The following is a 24,317-nucleotide window of genomic DNA, read 5'->3' as shown; positions in this document are numbered from 1 at the left end:
GGGCTATCTACTGTTCACCCTTGTCCGCCTACAGTTTTAATACCCCTATGATTTGGCCGTTTTCTCGCCGTTCTCGCAAGTCCATTGCCCGCATCGAAGTGACCGGCGTGATTGGGGCCGCCACCCGTAAGCGGATGCTAGAGGCCCTCAAAGAGATTGAGGAAAGGCGCTTCCCGGCTCTGCTGCTGCGCATCGACAGCCCTGGCGGCACCGTGGGCGACTCCCAAGAAATTTACACCGCCCTCAAACGGCTCAAAGACAAGCTCAAAATCGTAGCCAGCTTTGGCAATATCTCTGCCTCGGGTGGGGTCTACATCGGCATGGGAGCCAACCACATTGTGGCCAATCCCGGCACGATCACCGGCAGCATTGGCGTCATTTTGCGGGGCAATAACCTGGAGCGATTGCTCGACAAGGTGGGCGTGTCATTTAAGGTAATTAAGTCTGGCCCTTACAAAGACATTCTCGCCTTCGATCGCGAACTCACCGACCCCGAAAAGGGCATTCTGCAAGAGCTGATCGACGTCAGCTATAGCCAGTTTGTCAAAACCGTCGCCGAGGCCCGCCATCTAAGCGAAGAGACGGTGCGTAGCTTTGCCGACGGACGCATTTTTACCGGCGAGCAGGCCCTCCAGCTCGGTGTTGTAGACCGGCTCGGCAGTGAGGAAGATGCTCGTCGCTGGACCGCCGAACTGGCTGGCCTCGACCCTGACAAGGCCGAGTGCATCACCTTTGATGAGAAAAAGCCTCTTCTGCGAAGGCTGGTGCCCGGCAACAGCAATGTCGCTGTCTCTGGCCTGGCCTATCCTGGGCTGGCAGTACCGGCCCTCAATGCGACCCTAGAGTGGCTGGAGTTTGAACGCTCTACCAGCGGCATGCCCCTGTGGCTCTATCGTCCCTAAGGGCCAGCACAGACCAGTGCCCTGGTAGGATTAAAGCAGTAAAATGCAGTCAACTCTCTGCCCCAATTGTTGCCGTCGGTGCCTTTGAGGCTTTGGAGAATGACCTTTGGAGGCTAACGCGTGGACTGGCGAGTGTGGGCAATTCGGGGAGCGGTAACGGTACCAGAAAATACCGAGGGGGCCATTCGGGAGGCTGTCACAGAGCTGATGGATGCCCTCGAAGAGAGCAACCACCTCGACCCGGCCTGCATTATTAGCGCCACCTTCTCCGTCACCCGCGACTTGGATGCGGTGTTTCCGGCGGCGATCGCCCGCCAGCGACCTCAATGGGACAACGTTGCTCTCCTCGACGTGCAGCACATGCATGTCGAGGGCAGCCTACCCTGCTGCATCCGCATTTTGATGCACGTGCAGCTCCCCGCCCCCCACGGCAAAATTCAGCACGTCTACCTGCGCGGCGCCCGCGACCTGCGCCCTGACTTGGTAGTTACGGGCTAGAAGGAAGGTTTTGACAAATTTTGAACTGCAAAAGCGACCTCAGATTATGGCTTTGTGGGCCTAAATCTGGGGTCGTTTCTTTTGAGCTATCTTTTCTAATGTCGCTTTAGCCGAATGCCTAGAAATAGGTCGTATAGAAAGCCAAAGAAGTCTTTCATTTTCAGCAGCCCAAGGGATTGGGGCGACCCTTTTTCATCCAGCAGGGGCTGCATTACCTCGTAGGTGGGTTTGTACTTATACCAGGGCACTGAGGGCCACAGGTGGTGTACCAGGTGATAGTTCTGACCCATGATCAGCAGATTGAGAATCGGGCTGGGGTAGACCCGGGCATTCTTCCAGCGATCGCGATCTTCAAACGGTCGGTGGGGCAAATAATCAAAGAACAGGCCTAGGGCAATGCCCACCACTAGGGCAGGCGAGAACCAGTAGTTAAAGAGGTAGCCCACAAAGTCGAACCGACAGGCGATGAACACCAGCAGCCCCACCGCAAAGCGACCTAAAAACCACTCCAGCAGCTCCCAGTTGCGCCAAAGGCGGCGCTTAAAAAAGTAAATCTCGTGGTAGAAAAAGCGCGCCGCAATTAGCCACAGCGGCCCACCCGTCGAGACAAAATGATCGGGGTCGTTCTCAGGATCGTTAACGTGGGCATGGTGCTGCAGATGCACCCGCGTAAACACCGGAAACGAGAACCCTAGGATCAAGGCGCTACCGTGGCCCAGTAGGGCATTCACCACGCGGTTGCGGTGAGCCGAGTTGTGGCTAGCATCATGAATAACTGTCCCCGCCAGGTGTAGGGACAGAACGTTCATTAAAAACACACACCAGTTGATCCAATGCCAGCAAAAATAGCCCACCGTAGACAGACTAATTAGCCCGACGGAAGCTATAAACATGAGAGAGTTGAGGCTCAATCCGCCTTCGGTTTTGAGTAACTCAGGGGGAACCGTCTTTCGAACCGTCAGGGCTTCAGCTGCCACCGACATGATGCATCGCTCCTACATCAGTGCCTTCGGTAGTATACGTTACGATGCTTTATTAATAAACTTTTGTGACATAGCCTAAAGATAAACGCTGTCTCCGGCAGCTCACCGTCGGTAGCGCGCCATAGAAGGTGCCAGACGAGCGGTACCCGCCTCACCTCCTTACTCCATGCTCATCGTCGGTGAAAACGCTGAAATTCTTGCTGGTTTTGGGGTGACGCGTAAAGCCCATCGGCATTCGTGCTACTATCCCTGTGCTTTATGGCTGCTAGTCTACGGGCTTGATTGAAGGTCCGATGCGGTAGCGTTTTACTCTCAGTAGAGGTCGTTTATGCCCCTGCGCAACTCTGTCCGCCGCACCAAAATTGTTGCCACCATCGGCCCTGCCACCCAAAATGCCGATGTGCTGCGGGAGCTGATTGAGGCTGGGGCCACCACCCTGCGGCTCAACTTCTCCCACGGCAGCCACGACGATCACCAGCGCAGCATTCGCCTGATTCGGCAGATCTCCTTCGAGCTCAACCAGCCGGTGGGCATTCTGCAAGACCTCCAAGGGCCAAAAATTCGCCTCGGCAAGTTTGAGCACGGCTCCATCCAGCTAGCTAAGGGCGACCCCTTCGTGCTCACCAGCGAGATTATTTTGGGCACCCAAGAGCGAGCCTGCGTCACCTACGACAAGCTCGCCCAAGAAGTGCCCGCTGGCTCCACGATTTTGCTCGACGACGGCAAAGTTGAAATGCAGGTGGAGTCGGTCGATCTGGTGGCCCAGGAGCTTCACTGCCGTGTGGTGGTAGGCGGCACCCTATCGAACAACAAGGGGGTTAACTTCCCTGGGGTGTACCTCTCGGTCAAGGCGCTCACCGACAAAGACCGCGAAGACCTGCTGTTTGGCCTCAACCAAGGGGTTGACTGGGTAGCTCTCAGTTTCGTGCGCAACCCCCAAGACGTGCTGGAAATCAAGGAGATTATCCACGCTGCTGGCAAGAATGTGCCGGTGATCGTCAAGATTGAAAAGCACGAGGCCATCGAGCAGATGGAGGCCATTCTCTCCCTCTCAGACGGGGTAATGGTGGCCCGGGGCGATTTGGGGGTGGAGCTACCCGCCGAGGAGGTGCCAATTCTGCAAAAGCGGCTGATCGCTATGTCCAACGCCCTGGGCATTCCGGTGATTACCGCCACCCAAATGCTCGACAGCATGGTGTCGAACCCCCGCCCCACCCGGGCCGAGGTGTCTGACATTGCCAACGCCATTCTCGACGGCACCGATGCGGTCATGCTCTCTAACGAAACCGCCGTGGGCAAGTTTCCGGTGGAGGCGGTGGCGACGATGGCAAAGGTGGCCGTGTGTACCGAGCAGGAGGGGCTTTCCCTGAGCGATCGCAAGGACAGTAGCGGGGCCCGCTCGATTCCCAACGCCATCAGCCAGGCAGTAGGCCGCATTGCGACGCAGCTCAACGCGGCGGCGATTATGACCCTGACCAAATCGGGGGCCACCGCCCGCAACGTGTCGAAATACCGTCCCCAGACGCCAATTCTGGCGGTGACGCCCCATGTTCATGTGGCGCGGCAGCTTCAACTGGTGTGGGGGGTGCGGCCGCTGCTGGTGCTGGATTTGCCCTCTAGCACCCAAACCTTTCAGGCAGCCATGAGCGTTGCCCAGGAAAAGGCCCTGCTCAACGACGGCGATCTGGTGGTGCTAACGGCGGGGACGCTGCAAGGGATCTCAGGTTCTACCGATTTGATCAAGGTAGACGTGGTGACAGCGGTGCTAGGGCGAGGTTTGGGCATTGGCGAAGCCTCGGTAAGCGGCCGAGCCCGAGTCGCCCACACCAGCCTGGAGGTCAACGACTTTAACGACGGCGAAATTTTGGTGGTGCCCCACACCAGCGCCGACTTTGTCGAAGCTATTCGTCGGGCGGGCGGCATTGTCACAGAAGATGACAGCCCCACCAGTCACGCAGCGGTAATTGGTCTGCGGCTGGGGGTGCCAGTGATTGTGGGGGTTAAAAACGCCACCGAGATCATCCGCGACGGCAGCATTCTTACCCTCGATACCCGGCGGGGGCTGATCTACTCTGGGGCCTTGGGGCCAGTTAAGAATGAGCCCGCCATGAGCTTTTAGCGCGTCTTGGCCAGCCCAACTGTCAGTCGGTCAAAACAAAAGACTTCGGCACCTGGGTGCCGAAGTCTTTTGTTTTGGTGAACTATGCCTTTGGGACGTTAAAATAATGCCCCGCCTTAACCTATTTATATAGCTCAGTGGATAGGCGAACTGCCAAAATACCAGGCAATAGAGCTACGGCTAGGGCGATAAAGACTTGGGTATCTGAAAGAGGCATAAAAAATACTCCTCAAGCTGAGTGAATAACGCTTGCTTAAGCAAAGACGCTGGGTCTAGACAGATTGTTAACTAAGATGGGAGCTTTCGCGAGGCCAGCCAGCCTAACTGTTACAGAGCTTAACGGGAACATCTCTAGGCAGCGCTAGGGTTTCTGTTTGGGGTTAGCCCGGGTGGGCTGCTAGGCTGAAGAGCCACAATCGCTGCGGTCTTCCTTTTTACTCGGTGTGCTTCGCGATGCTTGATATGGATACAACTCAACCCGTGCGTGGTGACTTTGATCGGCAGCTGCTGCGGGTGCAGCGCGACCTGCTACGCATGGGGGCGCTGGTTGAAAACTCCTGTGTACTGGCTCGGGAAGCCCTGTGCGATCGCAATCTCGATTCTGCCCAGCGGCTCCACCGTCACGATAAGCAGATCGACAAGTTCTACCGCCAAATCGAGATGGACTGCATGCACCTGTTTACGCTCCAGGCACAGCCAGAGGCCAAAGACCTACGGCGCATTGGGGCCTTTATGCAGCTAGTGCGCGACCTAGAACGCATCGGCGACTACGCCGAAGATCTGGGGGAAGTAGCGCTTAAACTCTTCCCTTACCCGGTACACCCTTTGATGGGGCGAGTGCAGACCATGCTCGATCGCTGCCGCTCAATGGTCGCGATGTGTCTGCTGGCCCTCTCTGACCTTGACGCGAAAAGCGGCCTAGAGATTAAGCAAAAAGACGACGCCATCGACGCTGACTATGAAGAGCTATACGCCCTGCTAGCCCACCAGACCAACCTGATCGGCTCGGTCGAGCCGACAGTACTGCTGGTGCTGGCCATTCGCTACATGGAGCGGATTGCCGACCATGCCACCAACATTGGCAAGCGGGTGGCCTACATTGTCACGGGCGAACGGTGAACTAGGGCATAGGGTATACGGTATAGGGTCTAGGGATAGCCTTGAACCCTACACCCTATACCCCACACCCCTTTACAAAACGTTGCCTTCCATTGACAAAAAGATTTGACAGCGGTCCATTTCCTGAGAAACTGTAGGGTGTAACCGACTCCCCATCGTTTGAGGGGTTTAGCCTCCCTGAGAGGCTGGGCCTGAGGTGAGGGTTACTTTCTCCTGCCGGGTTCATCCACGGCTGTAGCAGTTACACTTGGGCGTTGGCTACCCCAGTCTGTCGGTTGTCCTCTCGGCCATAGCTAGAGGAGGGAGCCAAAGCGCTTGTCTGCAACCTTGCCTTGAGGAAGACGAATCGAGGCCAGTTGCCGCTACGGCTTCACCCCCAGCACTGGTTTCGGCGTCGCCTCGTTGCCACAGGCAGCGTACTGAGACCGCATCCCTGGTGCTCACACGGGTTGATGACCTGTCGTAGCCCGGGGCACCCCAGTCATGAATAGTTTTAGGAATCAGTCGCTACATGGAACTCTCGATCGCGGCCTTACTGGCAAGCTTTGCCAAAGATAAAACCCACACCCTCAAGGGTCTAGAGAAAAAGCTGCACTGCAACGACGATACTAGCCAGCGCGACCTGCAGATTGCCGTTGACGCTCTAGAGCGGATTGGGGTGCTAGTCAAAGAGCGGGGCAAGTATCGCCGCGAGCTGGGGGAGAATGTGATTGAGGGCAAGCTGCGCTGCTCAAGCAAGGGCTTTTGTTTTGCCATTCAGGACGAAGAGGGCGCCGACGATATCTACGTGCGTGAGAGCCAGCTGAATACGGCCTGGAACGGCGATCGCGTGCTGGTCAAAGTCACTAAAGAGGGCAGCCGTCGCCGCAGCCCCGAAGGCGAAGTGCAGCTCATTCTAGAGCGGGCCAATGCCTCAGTGCTGGCCCGCGTCAAGCAAGAGGCCAACGACTACCGCGCCGTACCCCTCGACGATCGCCTGCTGTTTGAGCTTGCCCTGGTAGCCAACGGTGGCGACTTAGCTGATGCCGTCGACCAGCTGGCCCATGTCGAAATCGTGCGCTATCCCCTGGGGCAACACCCGCCCCAGGGCCGGGTAGCCCAAATTCTCGGCAGCGACGCCGAGGCCGCCGCCGACATCGACATCGTCTACTGCAAGCACGACCTGCCCCGCAAGTTTTCTGACGCGGTGCTCACTGCCGCTCAGGCTCTGCCTACCCGCGTGCTTAAAGCCGACATCAAAGACCGCATTGACCTGCGCGATGCCCTCACCGTAGCCATTGATGGCCCCAACGCCCAGGTAATCGACGACGCCCTCAGCCTGGAGCGTACCGCCGCTGGTCAGTGGCGACTGGGCATTCACATTGCCGATATTTCCCACTACGTCCCGGCTCATTCTGCCATTGACCAGGAGGCCTGCAAGCGCGGCACCTCGGTCTATCTAGGCGATGAGGTCATTCCCATGCTGCCGCCGCCCCTGTCGGGTCCGCTGGGGTCGCTGCTGGCGGGCAAAGACCGGCTGGCGATTTCGGTGCTGGTCACCCTCGACGACACGGGTGCCGTGAAGGAGTACGAGGTGCAGCCCACGGTGGTGGCCGTAGACCACCAAATTTCCTACCAGGAAGCCCAGGGGATATTGGAGCGCGATAACTCCGATGTCCTCGAGAGTTTAGGCATCAAGCCAAAGGCCCTCAAGGCCCTAGAGCCGGTCTACGACCTGATGGATAACCTGCTCTACCTGAGCCAGGCGATCAAGCGGCAGCGCCTTCACCGTGGTTCCTTTGAGTTAAATTTGCCCGAGTACGACTTTCCTGCTGATGCGGGCGAACCCCTGGCCCACTACCGATCGCCCAAGTTTCAGTATGACGATGAAGGACTGCTGGGGGTGATGGTGACGGCCACTAGCCTGCCCTCTCGGCAGATTGTGACGGAGTGCATGCTGCTGGGCAATCAGCTAATTGCCCAGCAGCTCAAGGCTCTGGGGGTGCCCGCTATCTACCGGCTGCACCGTGCTCCCGATGCCAGTGACGTTCAAGAGCTGGTGAAACTGGCTGAGAACATGGAGATCCAGCTCACTCTCAATGATGAGGCTACTCCCCAGCCAAAAGACTACCAGCGGTTTGTGGAGCAGTTTGCCGCCTCAGGGGCCGAGAAAATTCTCACCTACCTACTGCTGGAGACCATTCAGCCCGCTTTCTACAGCACCCACGCCGACCTGCACTTTGGGCTGGCTCTTACCGAGGGCTATACCCACTTCACCTCGCCCTCCCGCCGCTACGCGGATCTGCTGATCCACCGCATTCTCCATGCGGTGTTTGAGTCGGGCCGCGATCGCCGCTCCACCCGCTCCAAAGACCCAGCCAACCTACGCCACAGCTCCTGCCACGGTCAAGTCAACTGGAATGTGCTGCCTCCCGAGATTCAGCACGAGCTAGAGGACGATCTGCCCCGCATCGCCATTCACTTGACCGAGCGCGAGCGCTTGGCCCAGGAGGCTGAATCAGACCTAGAAGGGCTGAAGAAAGCAGAGTTTATGCGATCGCACACGGGTGAGGTCTTCCACGGCCTGATTACCGGGGTGCAGTCCTACGGCTTCTTCGTTGAAATCGAAGAATTGCTGGTAGAAGGGCTCGTCCACGTTAGCTCGCTCAAAGACGACTGGTACGAGTATCGTGCCCGCCAGCAAAAGCTCGTCGGCCGCAAAAACCGCCAGCAATACCGTCTCGGCGACAAAGTTGACGTGCAGGTCAAGAGCGTCGACTACTACCGTCAGCAGATCGACCTCGTCGCCGTCGGCGGCGGCAGCCAAGCTCCCGAAGACGAAGACAACAACTACAGCGAAGACGACAACGGCGAACTCATTGAGGAGCGCGAGGAAGGGCGCGACGATGGACGCGACGGTGGACAGGATGAGAGTGAGTAGAGGGTGATTTGGGTTAGGGGTGCATGGGTGCATGGGTGGATGAGTGAGGGGATGGGGTGATGAATTAGCTCCAATTCCCCTGGCTCGTTAGGATGAGGAGGGCAAAAGCGTTAGCAGCGATCAAACAGAGCGATCGCCCTTTAATTCACCCATACTCATCGACCCATCCACCCATTTACCCGTCCACCTAAATGCCCTCCACCGACTCACCTACCTTCACCCGTCCCCTCATCGTGGGAGTCACCGGGGCATCGGGTCTGATCTACGCCGTGCGCACCCTCAGACATGTGCTCAACGCCGATGGGGTAGTCGACTTAGTCGCCTCCAAGGCATCGCAGATAGTGTGGCAGGCGGAGTCGAGCATTCACATGCCCCTCGACCCTGACAAGCAGGAGCAGTTTTGGCGCGACCAGGCGGGGGTGCCCACCGCAGGCAAGCTGCGCTGCCATCCCTGGGGAGATGTGGGGGCTACCATTGCCAGCGGCTCGTACCGCACAGCGGGGATGGTGGTGATACCGTGCAGCATGAGCACCGTGGGACGATTAGCAGCGGGCCTGAGTTCCGACCTGCTAGAGCGAGCCGCCGACGTCCAGCTCAAGGAAGGCCGCAAGCTAGTAGTGGTGCCGCGCGAAACTCCCTTTAGCCTGATTCACCTGCGCAACCTGACCACTCTAGCCGAGGCCGGCGCGCGCATTGTGCCTGCCATTCCGGCCTGGTACCACCAGCCCCAGACCATCGACGACCTGGTGGATTTTGTGGTGGCCCGCGCCCTCGATCAGCTCGACATCGACTGTGTGCCCCTCAACCGCTGGCAGGGGCACCTATCTAACGTCTAACCTCCGCGAGTCACGATAGGATGGGCAGGACGACGCTATAGGGCTAACCATGGCTACCATACGTCTAATTGTGGTCTTGCTGGTTTTGGGTGCAGTGCTGCTGCTGGGGGTGCAAAACTTGGCCCCGACTCTACCTCTGGTCTTTTTTGGCGGCACAACCCAGGCTCTGCCGCTTGGCATCTGGCTAACCGGGGCCGTGGGTCTGGGGGCGTTAACCACTCTGGCCTTGACCGCCCTGCTGGGGTCTATTGGCCCTAGCGGCGGTAGTCGCTCCACAGCCTACAAATATCGGCCTCAGTCCTTCTACGAACCCACCGGTTCATCTTCTGGGACGGGCTCGACAAGCCAGACTGGACGCAACGCGCCGCCCTACACCACACCCGGATCGAGGAGTGGCGGAGCGGGGCGATCGCCTGCCTCCCCAGGCACCAGCAGCAATAATCCCACTGACGATGACCCCAGCTGGCGAGCCTGGACAAATTTGAAATCGCCCGCCCAGTGGAGCGACTGGGAATCGCTTAGCCAAGCCCCTAAACCCGAAACCACCCCGTCATCCTCCCCAGCTTCAGGGATAGTCGATAGCGTCACCACCTGGTTTAGCAGCAGCAAGCAACAGGCCAAGCAGCAGCAGCGGGTCAACGAGTCGCTGCGGGAGCTCGACACCGACTGGGACGAGCTGGAAAACCGCCCCTATCGAGCGCCTGGCGTTAGCCCCGTAGAAGACCACCTGGATGACATCACCCAGGGCTGGGAACAGAACAGTGACCCCCGCCGCGGCCCCAACCGTGACTTTGAAGCCTCCCAAGCGCCGCGCCGAACGTATCGCGATGGCTCACTGTATTCCTACAGCTATCGCGATGAAAACGACCCGTCACCCCAGAGTGGCCAGGTTGACAACATCTACGCGCCCCCTGATGACGTCATCTATGGCAGTGACCCAGACCCCCGGTATGTTGACACTGCCTACGCCAGAGGCTCGGTGTATGCTGCCGACAACAGTGCCTACAACAGAGATGAGGAGGACGGTGACGACCTAGGTGAGCCCGAAATTGCTGAAGATGGCGTCGTCGATGCGGACTATCGAGTAATTGTGCCTCCCTACACCGCCGCCGAAGCCACCACAACCACCACAACCTGGACCGATCGCAGCGAATCTAACCCAACCCGCCCACCCAACGATGAATGGGACGACGCCGACGACGCCCTCACACCCTAACGCCCGCCCCCTACCCCTCACCCTCCCACCCCCTTACTCCCCCACTCCCTCCATGACCCTGACCGATCGCCTCAGCGGAATCAACCTCTACCTCATCGGCATGATGGGCGCTGGCAAAAGCAGCACGGGCGCGGCCCTAGCCCAAATGCTCGGCTATCAGTTCTTTGATACCGATGCCGTAGTAGAAGCGGCAGCGGGGCAGACCATTCCCGACCTCTTTGCCAGCCAGGGAGAAACCACCTTTCGTCAGCTTGAAACCGAGGTGCTGGCGGAGCTTTCGGCCTACCGGCGGCTGGTGATCGCCACAGGCGGCGGCATTGTCACCCAGCAGAAAAACTGGAGCTATCTGCACCACGGCATTGTGGTGTGGCTGGATGTGCCAACCGCAGTGCTGCAAGGGCGACTGGCGGGAGAAACGGGCCGTCCGCTATTGCAGGGGCAGGATTGGGAAACTCAGCTGACCACCCTGTTGGAGCAGCGGCAGCACCTCTACGCCCAGGCCGATGTGCGGGTGACGGTGGGGGCTGGGGATGACGTGGGGGCGATCGCTGCCCGCATTCTCGACCTGGTGGCCGAAAGAATTCGTTCTGAGGCTAATTCTGGTACCGATTCTGCCGTGCTCAATTGATACACTACTGGCAGCTTAATTTCCGCCAACCCTATCGGTAGCGCCATGGTTCAGTCTCCTTCTTCACAAACAGACAGCATCCACGAGGCTGAGGCCGCTCGAGTTCGCATTCTCAGCGAGGCGTTGCCCTACATTCAGCAGTTTCGGGGCCGCACGGTGGTGGTGAAGTACGGCGGCGCGGCGATGAAAGACGGCAGCCTGAAAGCGGGCGTAATCCGCGACATTGTGTTTATGTCTTGCGTAGGCATTCGCCCAGTGGTGGTGCACGGCGGCGGCCCCGAAATCAACATTTGGCTGGGTAAGCTGGGCATTGAGCCCCAGTTCAAGGACGGCCTGCGGGTCACCGATGCCCCCACGATGGATGTGGTGGAAATGGTGCTGGTGGGCCGGGTTAATAAGGAGCTGGTGTCGCTGATTAACCAGGAGGGGGGCAAGGCCGTGGGCCTTTGCGGCAAAGACGGCAGCCTGATCACCGCTCGCCCCCAGGGCTCGGCCGACGTGGGTTTCGTCGGCGAGGTGAGCAACATTAACTCGGGCATCATCAAAACGCTGGTGGAGGCGGGCTACATCCCCATCGTGTCGAGCGTAGCCAGCGACGAAACGGGCCAAGCCTACAACATCAACGCCGACACCGTAGCGGGGGAAATTGCCGCTGCTCTGGGGGCCGAAAAGCTGATTTTGCTCACCGACACCAAAGGCATTTTAGAGGACTACCACGACCCTTCTACTCTGCTGCCCAAGCTCGATATTCAGCAGGCGCGGCAGCTGATTGAGAGTGGGGTAGTGTCTGGCGGGATGATTCCAAAGGTGAACTGCTGCGTGCGATCGCTCGCCCAAGGGGTCGGTGCTGCCCACATTCTCGATGGCCGCGTGCCCCACGCCCTGCTGCTCGAGATCTTTAGCGATCTAGGGATTGGCTCGATGATTGTGGCTTCTGAGTTTCGGGGGTAGAGGGAGATTATTGCTCGAGAGAGTAATTTCTGATCTCAGCTTTTAAGCAACCCTTAAATGTCAGGCACCTTTGAGTATTTCAAGTCAATTCCAAGGTTCAAGCTGAGCCTTGTACAGGGGCATCAGGCAAACAGTGAGAGTTCTAGTTACCGGTAGTCGTGGAGTAGTTGGCTCACAAGTTGTATCAGATCTAACGAGTCTTGACTATGAGGTCGTGGAGTACGATCTGGCCCAGGGTCAAGACATCCTCGATCCTAATTCACTGTTTCATTCAGCCAAAGAATGCAACGCCATTATTCACTCAGCAGCTCTGCTTGGGCTTCCTGAGCAAAGTGATACCGACATTATGGCGGTGAATCTACAGGGGACCTGGAATGTTTTGTCTGTAGCGAAAAAACTAAGCATCCCAAGAGTTGTCTTTTTGAGTAGCGTTGATGCGTTGGGGGTCTTTAAGGGTGAGCGATCGCCAGACTACTTGCCCCTTGATGACTCTCATCCCTGCTATGCAGCTACACCCTACGCAATATCCAAATATCTTGCAGAAGTGATGTGTCGTCAGTTCTCTGCATCTGCCGATGTTTCAGTTGTCTGTCTTCGACCACCCGGCGTGTGGACGGAGGAAACATATAGCTGGATTCAATCAGAACGGGCAAAACATGCTCAGTTTGAATGGCACCCTTTTTGGGAGTACGGCGCATTTATTGATGTTCGCGACTTATCGCAGGCCTGCATTTGTGCACTGACATGTGATGTTGATCGGTTCACATGTCTACTGGTTTCTTCTGCGGACATCACTACCTCAGGCAGGACAAGCCGTCAGCTTGTAGAATTCGTACTGCCAGATGTTGAATGGCGAGGCGGAATTAATTATGAAACAGCTCCTTTTCGTTCACTGCTAGACATTGAAAATGCTAAGAGTAGCCTTGGGTGGACACCAAAACACTCGTGGCAATCCTACGTCGCCAGGTGTGGTTAATAACGGTTAAGTGAAACTTTGGTAAGGATAGTTCAGAGGTGCTTTCTCAAGGGGCGAGGTCACCGAAGTGTGGGCCAAGGATGCGTTGTTGACAACTTCAACGCATCCCAATTTTTAAGAAGCCTAGAGACACTCTGCAACGGCAACAACCTCGCCCAGTCTGTTGAGGCGAAAACCTTTGTGTATCTAGACCCTTTTCATCCTTCTGCTTTGTAGCTCTAGGCAATCACCTCTAAAAAGCTGGGGCGATGACTGACCTCAGCCCACCAGGCATTGAGTTTGGGGATTTGGCCAGTGACGGCGGCAAATTCTGGCGTCTTAGACAGATAGAGCATCACCGGCATCAGATAGAAGTCGGCCAAAGTAATGGTGGGGCCAAGCAGGTAAGGGCTACAGGAGGCGATCGCCTCAATTGCCTCCAGTGCAGTCTTCGCCTTAGGGGTAGCTTCGGCCACAGCAGCCTCGTCGGGTTGCCCGCCTTGACTGGGCACAATCAGTCGCTGAATGGTGATTGTGCTAATGGCCGGGGCGTAGAGATAGCTATCGACGATTCCCATGATTTGGCGCATGCGGGCCTGGCCCATGGGGTCGGCGGGGGTGAAGGTGCGATTGCCCACTACCGTGTCGAGATATTCCACAATGGCGCAGGTTTCGTAGAGCGGTTCCCTATCCACCTCTAGAGTGGGCACCTTGCCAAAGGGATGCTTGGCAAGGTATTCAGGGTCGCGATCGCTAAAGATATCGACCTCTTTGAAATCGTAGGGCGTGTTGGTCTCCGCTAAAATCATGCGGACGGTGCGCACGTAGGTGCTAATAGTCGGTCCGTAGAGCGTATATTGGGTCATCTCGGTTAGCAGGTAAGTTTCAGTGCCACAAGCGGCTTCTTCAAGCTACCGCGAGATATCGTCCTATGCCGGTATTGCAGCTTCTTGCCCCTAATACCGTCATCTGCAGTGGCGCAGCTCGCCCTAGCGCAGGTGATCGTGCTGGGTAGTGATTGTGACCCTTCAAACACTATCTTTCAAGGTGCTTGAGGCCAGTACTAGCAAAGTTCAAGCTCAGGTAAAAGACCGCTGAAGCCTTGAGCAATTCGCCCAAGGCTATGCCATCAGCAAAAGAAGTCGGCGTAGGAGGCGATCGCTCCGCTGGGTTCTGGTCCCTGGCCGTAGGCCCGCTGAATGTTGTCAAAGGTCATCACCGCTTGAGGGGTGTCATCGGCTAGCAGGCAGCGGTTGAGCAGCAGCAGGCGATCGTAGCGGTGTAGGGCGTCGCCCCACTCGTGGCTGCACACCACCAAGGTTTTGCCCTCGGCCTGGAGTTCGGCAAAGATCGCCAGCATTAGAGCTTCGGTCTTTTTATCAATGCCGGTGAAGGGCTCGTCGAGCAGCAGCAGGTCGGCATCTTGGGCCAGGGCGCGGGCGAGAAACACGCGCTGCTGCTGACCGCCGGAGAGCTGACCAATGGGGCGATCGCACAAATGCAGCATATCCACCCGTTCCAGAGCCACCGTGACTCGCTGCTTTGCCCGCCGACTGGGCCGCCGAAACCATCCTGCCAGCGCCGATTGGGCCATCATCGCCACCTGCCCGGCAGTAATTGGGTAGTCCCAGTCGATGCGCGATCGCTGGGGTACGTAGGCCACCGACCGCCGCCGTCGCCGCAGCGGTGCGCCCTGAAAGAGCACCTGCCCCCGACAGGGCACCAGCCCCAGCAGCGCTTGAATCAAGGTGCTTTTGCCCGCGCCGTTAGGGCCGATCAATCCCACCAGTTCTCCCGTCCCTAGGGAGAGAGAAACGTTCTCTAGGGCCGGCATTCCCCGGTAGTTGACAGACAGGTTTTGAACCTCTAGCATGGCACCCATGAAATGATAACCATTATCACTATCATATTAAAGCAGTTATCTGTTTCTGGGAGAAGTAGGCCATGTTTTTACACCGGGTTAACCCGCTGGCGCCTCTAATGTCGAAGCGTTGGGGTGCTGCGATCGCCCTGGCAGTAGGGCTAGTCGGGTGTAGCGGCAACAGCGGCCCGGTTGCAGAATCCGAAGCCGAGGCCCCGGTGGCAGCAGACAGTCCAGTGGTCGTCGCCACAACCAGCGTGCTCTGCGACCTCACCCAGCAGATCGCTGAAAACACCGTCACCCTCACTTGCCTGCTCGACCCCGGTACCGACCCCCACACCTACCAGGTCAAACCCTCCGATCGCCAGGCCTTAGAGCAGGCTGACCTGATTCTCTACGACGGCTACGGCTCGGCCCCCACCTTAATCGAGATGGTAGAAGGCAGCACCACTGAGGCACCGCGGGTGGCGGTGTACGAACAAGCGGTACCGACGCCCCTAATGAGCACTCACGACCACGAAGCCGACCACGCGGAAACCGATGATCATGCTCACGAACCCAGCGCCGAGGCAGCCCAGGAACACAGCGATGAGTCTGCTGACCACACCGATGAGGCAGTAGCGCCTGATCCGCACATCTGGCACAGCGCTACCCACAACGCCGCCATGGCATCAGTAATCGCCAATCGCCTAGCTGAAACGAACCCTGACCAAGCCGATCTCTACGCCGAGAACGCCAGCCGTCTAGTCTCACAGTTCGAAGAAATCAACCGCTGGATTCAAACGCAGGTGGCCACCATACCCGCTGACCAGCGCCAACTAGTGACAACCCACGATTCCTTTGGCTACTTTGCCGATGCCTATGGTTTCGAGGTCAAAGGCGCGCTCAGCGGCCTCAGCACCGACCAAAAGCCAACGCCCGGTGCACTCACGGCACTAGTTGAGCAGGTCAAAGCCGCCCAGGTACCTGCTATTTTTGCCGAAACCACCACCAACCCCCAGCTGATTGAAACCGTCGCCAAGGATGCGGGAGTGACTGTAGCGGAACAACCCCTCTTTGTGGAAGGGCCAGGTGGCCCTGGCAGTGCCGCCGAAACTATGCAGGATGTGCTGGTGGTAAATACTTGCGTGGTGGTCGAGGCGCTGGGGGGAAGCTGCGATCGCGACAGTGCGCCGATTTAGGGGGAATCAAGGTACAAGGTATAGGGTTTAAGGGAAGACCTTACACCCTGTACCTTATACCCTCAACCTTGCTCCTACTCCTTCATCAACGGTCTGAGCAGTGCGCTTACCCGCAGCACCTCTGCCACTGACCAGGCCTGGGCAAATGTGCCGCGTGGCTCCATAGGGGCGTCGCCGTCAAAGATTTCGCTGATGCTGCCTAGGCAGCCCCCGCCGTGCAGGTGGTGAACCAGCGGGTCGAGAAAGCTGTGGGCCAGATCGGCATCTTGGTAGACCCGCCAGTGAGCCTGTACAAAGGGGCCAATTAGCCAGCTCCAGACGGTGCCCTGGTGGTAGGCTCCGTCGCGCTGCACCAGGTCGCCGCCGTAGTGGCCGCGATAGTCGGGGTGGGCCGGATCGAGCGATCGCAGCCCGTGGGAGGTCAGCAGTCGCTGGGCCACCACATTTACCACCGCCCGCTGCTGCTCGGCACTTAGGCAAGGTTCTCCCAAAGCGGCATCGGGGAGGGAGACGGCAAAAATTTGGTTGGGCCGCAGGGCCGCATCTTTGCCATCAGGGCCATCCAGCAGGTCGTAGCAGTAGCCCAGATCGTCACTCCAAAAGCGCTGAAACCCGTGGCGGGTTTGGGACGCCAACTCCTGAAACTGCCCGACGGGCTGACCCAAAATTCCCGCAAAATCGGCCATCACCAACAGAGCGTTGTACCACAGGGCGTTGACCTCTACCGGCTTGCCAATGCGGGGGGTGACCACCCAGTCGCCTACCTTGGCATCCATCCAGGTGAGCTGCACTCCCGGCTCCCCGGCGGAGAGTAGCCCATCGGTGGCATCGACTTGAATGCCGTGGCGGGTGCCTTTGCAGTGCCAGGTAATTACATCCTGAAGCTGGGGAAAGAGTTCTTCGATCAACCCCGTATCTGCGGTGGCGTGGTGGTAAGCGCGCAGGGCCTCAAAGTACCAGAGGGTGGCATCTACGGTGTTGTAGTGGGGCGCTTGGCCATTCTCAGGAAAGGCATTGGGCAACATGCCCTGGTCAAGAAAGCGGGCAAAGGTCTGCAAAATCAGCCGAGCCAAAGCCGGACGCCCGGTGGTCAAGGTCAACCCGGACAGGGCGATCATGGTGTCGCGGCCCCAGTCACCAAACCAGGGGTAGCCCGCAATTACGGTTTTGCCTGGGCTGGCAGAGGTGAGGTCAGACCATTCTGCCGCCTCATCTGCTGGTTGGGAAGCAGTGGGGATCTCCTGTTTCACCTCATCCTGCAGACTGGCGACAGGCGCAAAGTTCCCCAATGGGAGGGGGGTAGGGGTGCCTTCGAAATCCCTGGCCCCAGTGGAGTCGTTAGCTTCAAGCGCTGTAATGGGACGGCTGACAATAAACTGATCAGCAGCCAAGACTAGCTGGCTTACCCAGGCGGGCGGCGAGTCGTCGGGTTGAGCCGTCTTGCCCTGGGTCGTCAAATGTTGCTCGTGGGCCAGGCGGCGGAGTAGGGCACTTTGCCCTGAGCGATCGGCCTCGGCCTCGGTGGTGGCCACCAGAGTAAATGACTGACCCTGGCCCAGGGTAGGGGCAAAGGTAGCAACGTGCAGGTGGTCGTCGTAGGGGTGAATGCCCCGGTAGGTTTCTACGGCGAGGCTGTAGCCGTTGTTCCAGGTGTGGGCGGGTATAGCTGGGGCGGTTTCGCTAAGCAAGTAGAAAGGCTCAACGTTTCCTTTGGCCTGAATGCGCAGGCCCTGGGGACAGTCTGCGATCGCCATTTGCCAGCCCTTGCCCTGGGTGCTGTGGTGGTGATGGCGGTGATTGACCAGCACTTTTAGGGTGAGGTCCATAGGGGCGCTGGCGCGGCTGACGGTGTAACGCACGTAGGTGGTGTTGGCCCCCGGCTCCATCCAAACGCGCTTTTCGAGTCGGGCATCGGCGATCGCATAGACCCAGATTGGGATGGTGCCCTCTAGCCGAAACGACTCTAGGTACAGAAAGCCCTCGGGTTGCAGCGTGCCATCGGTCCAGCGATCGCAGTACAGCGTGTGGGACTGACCTAAGTAAGTTGCGGTTTCGTCAACCTTGGTCACCAGCAGGGTGCGCTCCAGCGGCGGCTTGAGCGCGGCCACCAGCAGCCCATGGTAGTGACGCGTCAGCACCCCAGCCACCGTGCCAGAGCCATAGCCGCCGATGCCGTTAGTCACCAGCCATTCCTGCTGGGTAGCGATCGCCGCATTGCCACACAGGTGACGCCCCAAGGAAATAGTCATACGTTATCCACCCGTGTTTTGCCAGCGAGGATGTTTACTCGCCGCTACTATAGCCAAACTGCGGCAGGTCGCACTGCTACCTAAAGGGCGATTACGTCCTTCACGTCGAAGCTTTACAAATATTTCTTCAAACCCTTTGCACTCACCCATCCATCCACCCCCTACCCATCCACTCATTCACTCTCTAAAACTGCCCCTGCCACGAAATCGACTGCTCAGCACTGTTAGTCCCCAGCGATCGCACCGCCGTAATCTCAATCTGGGCGTACTTGCCCCGGGTCAGGGGGCCGCGATCGATGGGCAGGCGACCCAGGGCTAGCTCAAAGCGGTTGCCCGATAGGCTCACCAGTTCTGCTGGCACCACATCGTCGTAAACCGTGACATAGCGCAGGCGGCGATCGTCACTGGGGTCGCCGTCGGTAGTTTTCAGCGTCAGGCGAAATTGGGTAGTCAGGTAGGCCGACTCACCGGCCAGGTCGAGCACCACGGCTTTGAGGTTGGCACCGCTGCCCTGCACCCCTCCCAAAGCCAGACGGGTGACATCGCTGGCCCGCACCGCATTGGTGACGGTGATGGTGAGCTGATCAGCTTGGCGACTGGTGGTGTAGTCGGCCCAAAGGCTGTCGGGGAAAGTGGCAGTCAGCGACCCATCGGGCTGAATCTCGGTCCGCACGTCGCCCCCCGCAAAACTTTCCAGGGGTCGGGGGGCCTGCCAAATGAGGCTGACATCTCCTTCTACGCGGCCGGTGTATTCGCGGTAGATGTCGTTGACCCGCGACCCCGGTGCCAGCAGGGCGTTGGCTCCCGATTTTTCAGCCCATAGGTTGCGAGAGAGACGCACGGGTTGGTCGACCAAAGTTTGCAGCCCCACCGCGATCGCTGGGGTTTCGCTCAGCAGCGGCTCAAGCTGGTTGACAATCCACAGCTGGCCATCGGCACCGGCAGCCCCGTCGCGGCCAAAGGAACCGTTGGCACCGCTGCTGCCGTCGTAGCAACGGTAGCGGTTCGCCCGGCATTGATAGTCAGCCTGGCCAGGGGTGCCGGTGCAGGTTTGAATTTCCCACTCGTGCACAGCACAGCGACAGCCGATGGTGCCGTTGCCGCCGCGTCCGCCGCGCCCCGATCGCCCGCCGCGAGCATCTACCGAAAGCCGTTGCAGAGCCGCGCGATCGCCATAGTAAACCGTCAGATTGCCGCCGCTGCCGCCGCTGCCACCGCTGCCGCCGTTGCCGCCAGAGCCACCGTCGGGGGCGCGCAGATTGTAGTTAACGTTGCGGGGCTGACCTCCACAGGAGGGGCGATAGCCGTTTTCGCCATTCTCACCGTCTTCGCCATCACTGCCAGCGAGGGTAAAGCTGACAGAGGTGCCATCGGCCACAGTAGTTTGGCTCGGCCCCGCCTCACCATCACGCCCCGATCGCCCGCTGCGGCCATCGCTGCCATCGCTGCCGTAGGTGCGGGTTTCTTGCGCCCAGGCCAGCATCGAGCAACCGTTTAATGTCGGCAGCGGCAGGGTGGTTACAAGACCTAGACAAAGCGGGGCCAGGACAAAGGCAAGGGCGCGTTTCATAGCAGGGTTTCTCGGTGGGCAAAGCACCCCAAGGGTAGCTACGGGCACGACTGGATGGCGCGATCGATGTGCCAGAATTTGTGGTAAGTAACCTCGGATCTAGAAAGCCGAAGAGGCTCAGTTGGTGAACCCTGCATTAATAGCTTGAGCGTGCGAAAGAAGAATTGCCCTACGACAATGGTGTTGTCGATTGACGGCATCCTAAATTAGGCTGCTGCATTAGCATTGTGAAGCCATACATTAATATCGCAAGGCACCGAATTTTGGATGGGCGGTTAGCGCTCTAGAGCATCGGCAAACCCAGGGGGCGCATCGGGTAAGCCCGGTACGGAACTTGATCGCCGAGCTGTGTTACTTAATTGCGACGGGCTACAGATAAGTAATGCTCGAAGAAAACTTGATTGTCTTACAACGTTACTTATTTATAGAGTGCCATAGTTAAGTAATGCCTAAGCGAACTTGATTTCGTCATAGCGTTACTTATGAATAGGGATTGCTCATCAAGTAACATCCGAGTGAAACTTGATTTCCTCCCTTCGTGAGCAATACAACCCGAGAAACGCAACCACTGAGGCAGAAAAAAGCTGGCTAGGCTACAGCTAAAGGTAAAGGCAAAGAAGGTAAGCCCCGGTAGAAAGAGATAACTGGAAAGCCCGATGGATGAGATTATCAAAACTGCAAAAAATTTGTGTTGGCAAATTGTTTTAACCCCAACATTACCGCTGCGCAATTTACGAATTTTACCTAACCACATGTACCACGTAAGAAATCTTTGAAATACCGATAATCAGGTACTAAAAGAGGTCGCAATAAAATTTTTGAATTGAGCTGAAGTGCCTATCTGCTAAAGTTTACAAGTCTCGATGCGAAAGAAGATAACCCCCACCAATCCCACCCTCCCATAGGCAGCTCGCACATCCCACACACAAAACCAGGGGAGGTGCCCCTTAAGAGCAGAGGTGTCCTTAGAAGCAGAGGTGTCATATTTTATAGGGAACTTCCAGTTGCCGTTTTCTCGCCAGCCCACACGATCTCCAAATCCTTTAAAAACCTCTTTGTAGTACATTCCATCTGCAATGCCGCCGACCTCTTTTGACAGATAGATCTCCTTTTGCACACTAAAGCCAAACCTGCCTTGGCTATGCTTCACCCACAGCCTGTCGATCATTAAAAGCTCCTCACAGGGAAAGCTCAGTAACTCATCAGGCTCAAAATACTGTCCCTCTTCTTTGCCCACGGCAGTAATCATCAGGCGATAGGTTTCCTTATCGGCTTCTTCCCACTGGCCGGTTTTCAAATACTGCTCCAACTGCTGGTAGCGAGAGGCGGCTACAGTTTGCTTCAATCCCCTAAGTTCTTCTTCTAGCGCTGGGTCTAAACGTTTGGTAGTGTCTTGCCAGCAAACGTAGACAAGGTCGGTAGCTCCCCGGTCGATCATTTGCCGCATTAACCGAGCAGGTTTTATCTGAGCTGCATAGAGCAAAATTGTGGGCTTCCACCAATCATCCTCAAAGCGGTCATACAGCAGAGCCTCTTGCTGAGTGCGGGCAACTTCGGCAGCAGCTAAGTATTCTTGAAAGCTCAAATGGGCAAACTCGTACTCGTCTTCTTGCTGCACCAGCAGTTCGCTAATTTGCACCACTTGGTCGAGAAACTCGACAGCGTTAATTGGTTCATCCTGTTGCGCCAGGCAATAGGTCAAAATCTGCCGCATATCATATTGGGCAATGCGTTCAATTCGCTGCTGCATCATGTGCAGTGCCAGCATTTGCAGCACGGTTTGAGCCTCACACTGGGTTAGTAGCGTATCCAGTTGGCGGGCACGGGGGCGATCTCTCAATTGCAACTGGCAAATTTCTTTGTACAGCTCCACCCGTCGCTGGGGCAGCCGCGCCCCAGGATACCGCCGATGAAAGGTGACGATCATATTTATCAGCAGTGGATTTTTGGCCAAGTCTTTTAGTTCTTGGCGGTCTTCAATCTGGCACAACAAGTCTTGGGCAGCTTCGTTGGCAAGTTGTTTTACATCGGGGGTATCTCTGCCGCCGTGGGCGTAGCGCTCTTGGCACTGGTACCATCGGGCGACAAAATCGTGCCGCTGGGTGGCATCAAAGTCGCGCACCCAAAGAGCGGTCGAAAGCTCTAGGCTGTGGGCAGCGTCTTGGTCGCGGTAGGCTTTTGGCCGCGAGGTGACGATAAAAACTGAATTGCCGTAGCGGCGCATTTGGGTGTTAATCCAGTTTGCTACCGCAGGGCGTTGGTCTTTCGCAACTTCGTCAAAACCGTCAAGCATAATCACCGCATCTCCCCGGCGCAGCACATCCGTTGCCCAGTTAGTGGGTACGGGCATGTCTCTGCCTTCTTTTGGCAAGCTGGGGATATGACGTTCGGTAATGAGTGTTGGCAGGTCGGGCACGTTCTCGCTGGCTAGCAGGTCGCGATACTTGCGCAGCACCAGCAATACCGGAATCCGCTTTTTGACCTGATGACGACTGTTCTGCTTAGTAGCGTAAATGTAGGCGATGTGCTTGAGTAGCGTGGTTTTGCCGTAGCCACCCCAGGCTAGTATTACCAACTGGCGAAAGGGTTTCGTTTGCTCGGCCTCACGCAAAAAGTGCCAGATTTTAATGTTTGTAGCTGGTTCCAGTTCTTGAGGATTGAACGACTCTGCTGCTTTAAAACCAGGTAATGTGCCGCTGTAATCCAGCTCTAGAGGCACAAACACTTCCTCCAGCAGAGGAGTCGTTATGGCAGTACGTCTGTCGTTGCCTTTTGGAATACCTGAGTACTGGATCATGCCTTCCGGGCGGTACGACTGGCAATCCCATGCTTGGCATTGCAGATACCAGTCTTCAAATCCGCTGAGGCGAGTCGTGACCTGCTCGGTTCTACGGTCTATGCCCTGGTCGATGGCTTGCCCGGCCTGCTCTAGCCGCCGCCGATTGCCTTTGTCGATGGGTTTGAGCAGCGTTGTTCCATAGGCAATGCCTAGGCCGATCACCGCAGAGGCAATCGCTTTAAGAATGCTGCCATCATCTTTGATGAGTTGCCAAAAAGCGGTTGCCCCACCTGCGGTCAGGCCCCCAGCAGCGATCGCTTTAAGCAACAGTTCGGCCACTCGCTCATTCAAGGGAGCGTTAGGGCCTAGGGGCGGGGTTGGTGTCATGGGTCGGCAGCGGGGGCAGGTTGCCTCTCATTTTGGCCTACCCCAACGAAAACCGATGCAGCATCGTAGAGTTCATCTTGTCTGCGGAGAAGTATAGGCATCAGTTCTAAAGCGAGTACTTTCTGGTCAAGGTCACCCCATCAAAGTTAACTACGCCTCTGGCTGAGCTGGGCACGCCCCTACAATGGGTTGCAATTGTATAAGAAGGCGAGCATGGCTGGTGGTGAATCCAAAGTTTCAATCTATGCCGCATTAGGAGCCAATATCGCCATTGGCATTGCCAAATTTGTCGGAGCTGCCATCAGCGGCAGCTCGGCCATGCTGTCAGAGGGCATCCACTCTGTGGTCGATTCCGTCAATGAGCTGCTGCTACTCTACGGTCTCAAGCAAAGCGAGGCTCCGCCAAGCGATCAATTTCCCCTGGGTCATGGGCAAGAACTGTATTTTTGGTCGCTGATGGTTGCGGTGCTGATTTTTTCCCTGGGGGGTGGCGTGTCGATGTATGAGGGGTGGCATAGCTTTCAACACCCTGAGGTCGGCGACCATGCCTTAGTTAGCTATATCGTGCTGGTCACCGCTGCCGTGTTTGAAAGCTTAGCCCTAGCCGTGTCTATCCGGCAGTTTAACAAAAGCTATCCCCGCAAAGTGGAGGTTAGTTTGTGGCAGGCCATTCGCGACAGTAAAGATCCCGGCTCATTTATTGTCATTGTGGAAGATGCCGCTGCGCTGGTCGGCCTTTCCATTGCCTTTGGCGGAATTGTGCTCACCCAAATGTTCGACAATGCTGTCTATGACGGCATTGCTTCCATCATGATTGGGCTTTTGCTCATCGTAGTCGCCATTCTGTTGGTCATCGAAACTAAAAGTCTACTAATGGGGGAAAGCGCTTCTGTATCGGTGCGAGACAGCATCAAAACCCTCGTCAAGGCTGACCAGGCCGTCTGTGACATGGGACCACCGATTACCCTGCACCTAGGCCCAAGGGATATCATGCTGGCGATGAATATTGAATTCTGCAATCATCTCTCTGCCGATGAGATCGAAGCGGCGGTACGCCGTATCGAGCACAGCATTCGCACCACCCATCAAGACGTGACTCGCATCTTTATTGAAGCAGCCTCTCTTGATAGCTCTGAAATACCCAGAGCTTGAGAGCTATCCTA

The 24,317-nt window shown here is 57.2% G+C and carries 19 protein-coding genes; 12 read left to right on the top strand and 7 right to left on the bottom strand.

Annotation, left to right across the window (positions count from 1 at the left end; translation table 11 throughout):
* Positions 1-47 precede the first annotated feature (47 nt).
* Both sppA and aroH read left to right on the top strand, forming a co-directional pair.
* Positions 48-902: a signal peptide peptidase SppA gene (gene sppA / locus NC979_RS09220; protein WP_190514827.1), complete on the top strand. Its 855-nt coding sequence runs from the start codon at positions 48-50 to the stop codon at positions 900-902.
* 120 nt (positions 903-1,022) lie between these two features.
* Entirely contained in the window at positions 1,023-1,400 is a 378-nt protein-coding gene (gene aroH, locus NC979_RS09215; RefSeq protein WP_190514826.1) for a chorismate mutase, read from the top strand.
* Between the two features lie 95 nt (positions 1,401-1,495).
* Here the strand turns inward: aroH and crtR are convergent, their stop codons facing one another.
* A complete protein-coding gene (gene crtR / locus NC979_RS09210; protein WP_190514825.1) occupies positions 1,496-2,383 on the bottom strand; it encodes a beta-carotene hydroxylase in 888 nt (295 codons plus the stop codon).
* A 328-nt stretch (positions 2,384-2,711) separates the two neighbouring features.
* Between crtR and pyk the strand changes: the two genes are divergently transcribed.
* The gene (gene pyk, locus NC979_RS09205) at positions 2,712-4,502 is read left to right on the top strand and encodes a pyruvate kinase (protein ID WP_190514824.1); all 1,791 of its coding nucleotides are present in this window, start codon (positions 2,712-2,714) and stop codon (positions 4,500-4,502) included.
* A 121-nt stretch (positions 4,503-4,623) separates the two neighbouring features.
* Here the strand turns inward: pyk and psaM are convergent, their stop codons facing one another.
* Positions 4,624-4,719 carry a photosystem I reaction center subunit XII gene (gene psaM / locus NC979_RS09200; protein ID WP_190514823.1) on the bottom strand — a complete coding sequence of 32 codons (96 nt, stop codon included), beginning with the start codon at positions 4,717-4,719 and terminating at the stop codon, positions 4,624-4,626.
* A gap of 245 nt (positions 4,720-4,964) precedes the next feature.
* Between psaM and phoU the strand changes: the two genes are divergently transcribed.
* The 7 genes from phoU to NC979_RS09165 all read left to right on the top strand — a co-directional run bounded on the left by phoU (position 4,965) and on the right by NC979_RS09165 (position 13,148).
* Positions 4,965-5,621 carry a phosphate signaling complex protein PhoU gene (gene phoU / locus NC979_RS09195; RefSeq protein ID WP_190514822.1) on the top strand — a complete coding sequence of 219 codons (657 nt, stop codon included), beginning with the start codon at positions 4,965-4,967 and terminating at the stop codon, positions 5,619-5,621.
* 511 nt (positions 5,622-6,132) lie between these two features.
* Positions 6,133-8,541, top strand: coding sequence for a ribonuclease R family protein (locus NC979_RS09190; RefSeq protein ID WP_190514821.1), 2,409 nt, complete (start codon positions 6,133-6,135; stop codon positions 8,539-8,541).
* Positions 8,542-8,732: 191 nt separating this feature from the next.
* A complete protein-coding gene (locus tag NC979_RS09185) occupies positions 8,733-9,377 on the top strand; it encodes a flavin prenyltransferase UbiX (RefSeq protein ID WP_190514820.1) in 645 nt (214 codons plus the stop codon).
* A gap of 49 nt (positions 9,378-9,426) precedes the next feature.
* Positions 9,427-10,593: a hypothetical protein gene (locus NC979_RS09180; protein WP_190514819.1), complete on the top strand. Its 1,167-nt coding sequence runs from the start codon at positions 9,427-9,429 to the stop codon at positions 10,591-10,593.
* Positions 10,594-10,645: 52 nt separating this feature from the next.
* A complete protein-coding gene (locus tag NC979_RS09175) occupies positions 10,646-11,221 on the top strand; it encodes a shikimate kinase (protein ID WP_190514818.1) in 576 nt (191 codons plus the stop codon).
* A 45-nt stretch (positions 11,222-11,266) separates the two neighbouring features.
* Positions 11,267-12,172, top strand: a complete 906-nt coding sequence (gene argB / locus NC979_RS09170; RefSeq protein WP_190514817.1) for an acetylglutamate kinase — start codon at positions 11,267-11,269, stop codon at positions 12,170-12,172.
* A gap of 133 nt (positions 12,173-12,305) precedes the next feature.
* The gene (locus NC979_RS09165) at positions 12,306-13,148 is read left to right on the top strand and encodes an NAD-dependent epimerase/dehydratase family protein (protein WP_190514816.1); all 843 of its coding nucleotides are present in this window, start codon (positions 12,306-12,308) and stop codon (positions 13,146-13,148) included.
* A gap of 218 nt (positions 13,149-13,366) precedes the next feature.
* On the opposite strand, the gene NC979_RS09160 is transcribed toward NC979_RS09165, so the two are convergent.
* Together NC979_RS09160 and NC979_RS09155 are read right to left on the bottom strand one after the other, a co-directional pair.
* Complete coding sequence (locus tag NC979_RS09160; RefSeq protein ID WP_190514815.1) at positions 13,367-13,993, bottom strand: glutathione S-transferase family protein; 627 nt, start codon at positions 13,991-13,993, stop codon at positions 13,367-13,369.
* Positions 13,994-14,256: 263 nt separating this feature from the next.
* Entirely contained in the window at positions 14,257-15,000 is a 744-nt protein-coding gene (locus NC979_RS09155) for a metal ABC transporter ATP-binding protein (protein WP_190514814.1), read from the bottom strand.
* Positions 15,001-15,107: 107 nt separating this feature from the next.
* Between NC979_RS09155 and NC979_RS09150 the strand changes: the two genes are divergently transcribed.
* Positions 15,108-16,169 carry a metal ABC transporter substrate-binding protein gene (locus NC979_RS09150; RefSeq protein ID WP_199308629.1) on the top strand — a complete coding sequence of 354 codons (1,062 nt, stop codon included), beginning with the start codon at positions 15,108-15,110 and terminating at the stop codon, positions 16,167-16,169.
* A gap of 74 nt (positions 16,170-16,243) precedes the next feature.
* Here the strand turns inward: NC979_RS09150 and NC979_RS09145 are convergent, their stop codons facing one another.
* From NC979_RS09145 to NC979_RS09135, 3 genes are all read right to left on the bottom strand, one after another.
* Entirely contained in the window at positions 16,244-18,418 is a 2,175-nt protein-coding gene (locus NC979_RS09145; RefSeq protein ID WP_190514812.1) for an amylo-alpha-1,6-glucosidase, read from the bottom strand.
* A gap of 184 nt (positions 18,419-18,602) precedes the next feature.
* Positions 18,603-19,988, bottom strand: coding sequence for a collagen-like protein (locus NC979_RS09140; RefSeq protein WP_190514811.1), 1,386 nt, complete (start codon positions 19,986-19,988; stop codon positions 18,603-18,605).
* A gap of 844 nt (positions 19,989-20,832) precedes the next feature.
* Entirely contained in the window at positions 20,833-23,154 is a 2,322-nt protein-coding gene (locus NC979_RS09135; RefSeq protein ID WP_190514810.1) for a GUN4 domain-containing protein, read from the bottom strand.
* A 213-nt stretch (positions 23,155-23,367) separates the two neighbouring features.
* Here NC979_RS09135 and NC979_RS09130 point away from each other — a divergent pair, with 213 nt between their 5' ends.
* Positions 23,368-24,306: a cation diffusion facilitator family transporter gene (locus NC979_RS09130; RefSeq protein ID WP_190514809.1), complete on the top strand. Its 939-nt coding sequence runs from the start codon at positions 23,368-23,370 to the stop codon at positions 24,304-24,306.
* Positions 24,307-24,317: the final 11 nt, after the last annotated feature.

The sequence above is a fragment of the Leptolyngbya subtilissima AS-A7 genome (genome assembly GCF_039962255.1).
Classification (GTDB): Bacteria; Cyanobacteriota; Cyanobacteriia; order Phormidesmidales; family Phormidesmidaceae; genus Nodosilinea.
Note: the sequence above shows the minus strand (reverse complement) of the source record. Positions and strands in the feature narration are given on the sequence as shown.

What these genes read in the sequence shown, in the direction of transcription:
- psaM (WP_190514823.1), bottom strand. Translation starts at nt 4,719, where the DNA reads ATGCCTCTTTCAGATACCCAAGTCTTTATCGCCCTAGCCGTAGCTCTA.
- NC979_RS09145 (WP_190514812.1), bottom strand. Translation starts at nt 18,418, where the DNA reads ATGACTATTTCCTTGGGGCGTCACCTGTGTGGCAATGCGGCGATCGCT.
- NC979_RS09175 (WP_190514818.1), top strand. Translation starts at nt 10,646, where the DNA reads ATGACCCTGACCGATCGCCTCAGCGGAATCAACCTCTACCTCATCGGC.
- phoU (WP_190514822.1), top strand. Translation starts at nt 4,965, where the DNA reads ATGGATACAACTCAACCCGTGCGTGGTGACTTTGATCGGCAGCTGCTG.
- NC979_RS09150 (WP_199308629.1), top strand. Translation starts at nt 15,108, where the DNA reads ATGTCGAAGCGTTGGGGTGCTGCGATCGCCCTGGCAGTAGGGCTAGTC.
- pyk (WP_190514824.1), top strand. Translation starts at nt 2,712, where the DNA reads ATGCCCCTGCGCAACTCTGTCCGCCGCACCAAAATTGTTGCCACCATC.
- NC979_RS09135 (WP_190514810.1), bottom strand. Translation starts at nt 23,154, where the DNA reads ATGACACCAACCCCGCCCCTAGGCCCTAACGCTCCCTTGAATGAGCGA.
- NC979_RS09180 (WP_190514819.1), top strand. Translation starts at nt 9,427, where the DNA reads ATGGCTACCATACGTCTAATTGTGGTCTTGCTGGTTTTGGGTGCAGTG.
- crtR (WP_190514825.1), bottom strand. Translation starts at nt 2,383, where the DNA reads ATGTCGGTGGCAGCTGAAGCCCTGACGGTTCGAAAGACGGTTCCCCCT.
- NC979_RS09130 (WP_190514809.1), top strand. Translation starts at nt 23,368, where the DNA reads ATGGCTGGTGGTGAATCCAAAGTTTCAATCTATGCCGCATTAGGAGCC.
- NC979_RS09140 (WP_190514811.1), bottom strand. Translation starts at nt 19,988, where the DNA reads ATGAAACGCGCCCTTGCCTTTGTCCTGGCCCCGCTTTGTCTAGGTCTT.
- NC979_RS09155 (WP_190514814.1), bottom strand. Translation starts at nt 15,000, where the DNA reads ATGCTAGAGGTTCAAAACCTGTCTGTCAACTACCGGGGAATGCCGGCC.
- argB (WP_190514817.1), top strand. Translation starts at nt 11,267, where the DNA reads ATGGTTCAGTCTCCTTCTTCACAAACAGACAGCATCCACGAGGCTGAG.
- NC979_RS09160 (WP_190514815.1), bottom strand. Translation starts at nt 13,993, where the DNA reads ATGACCCAATATACGCTCTACGGACCGACTATTAGCACCTACGTGCGC.
- NC979_RS09185 (WP_190514820.1), top strand. Translation starts at nt 8,733, where the DNA reads ATGCCCTCCACCGACTCACCTACCTTCACCCGTCCCCTCATCGTGGGA.
- NC979_RS09190 (WP_190514821.1), top strand. Translation starts at nt 6,133, where the DNA reads ATGGAACTCTCGATCGCGGCCTTACTGGCAAGCTTTGCCAAAGATAAA.
- sppA (WP_190514827.1), top strand. Translation starts at nt 48, where the DNA reads ATGATTTGGCCGTTTTCTCGCCGTTCTCGCAAGTCCATTGCCCGCATC.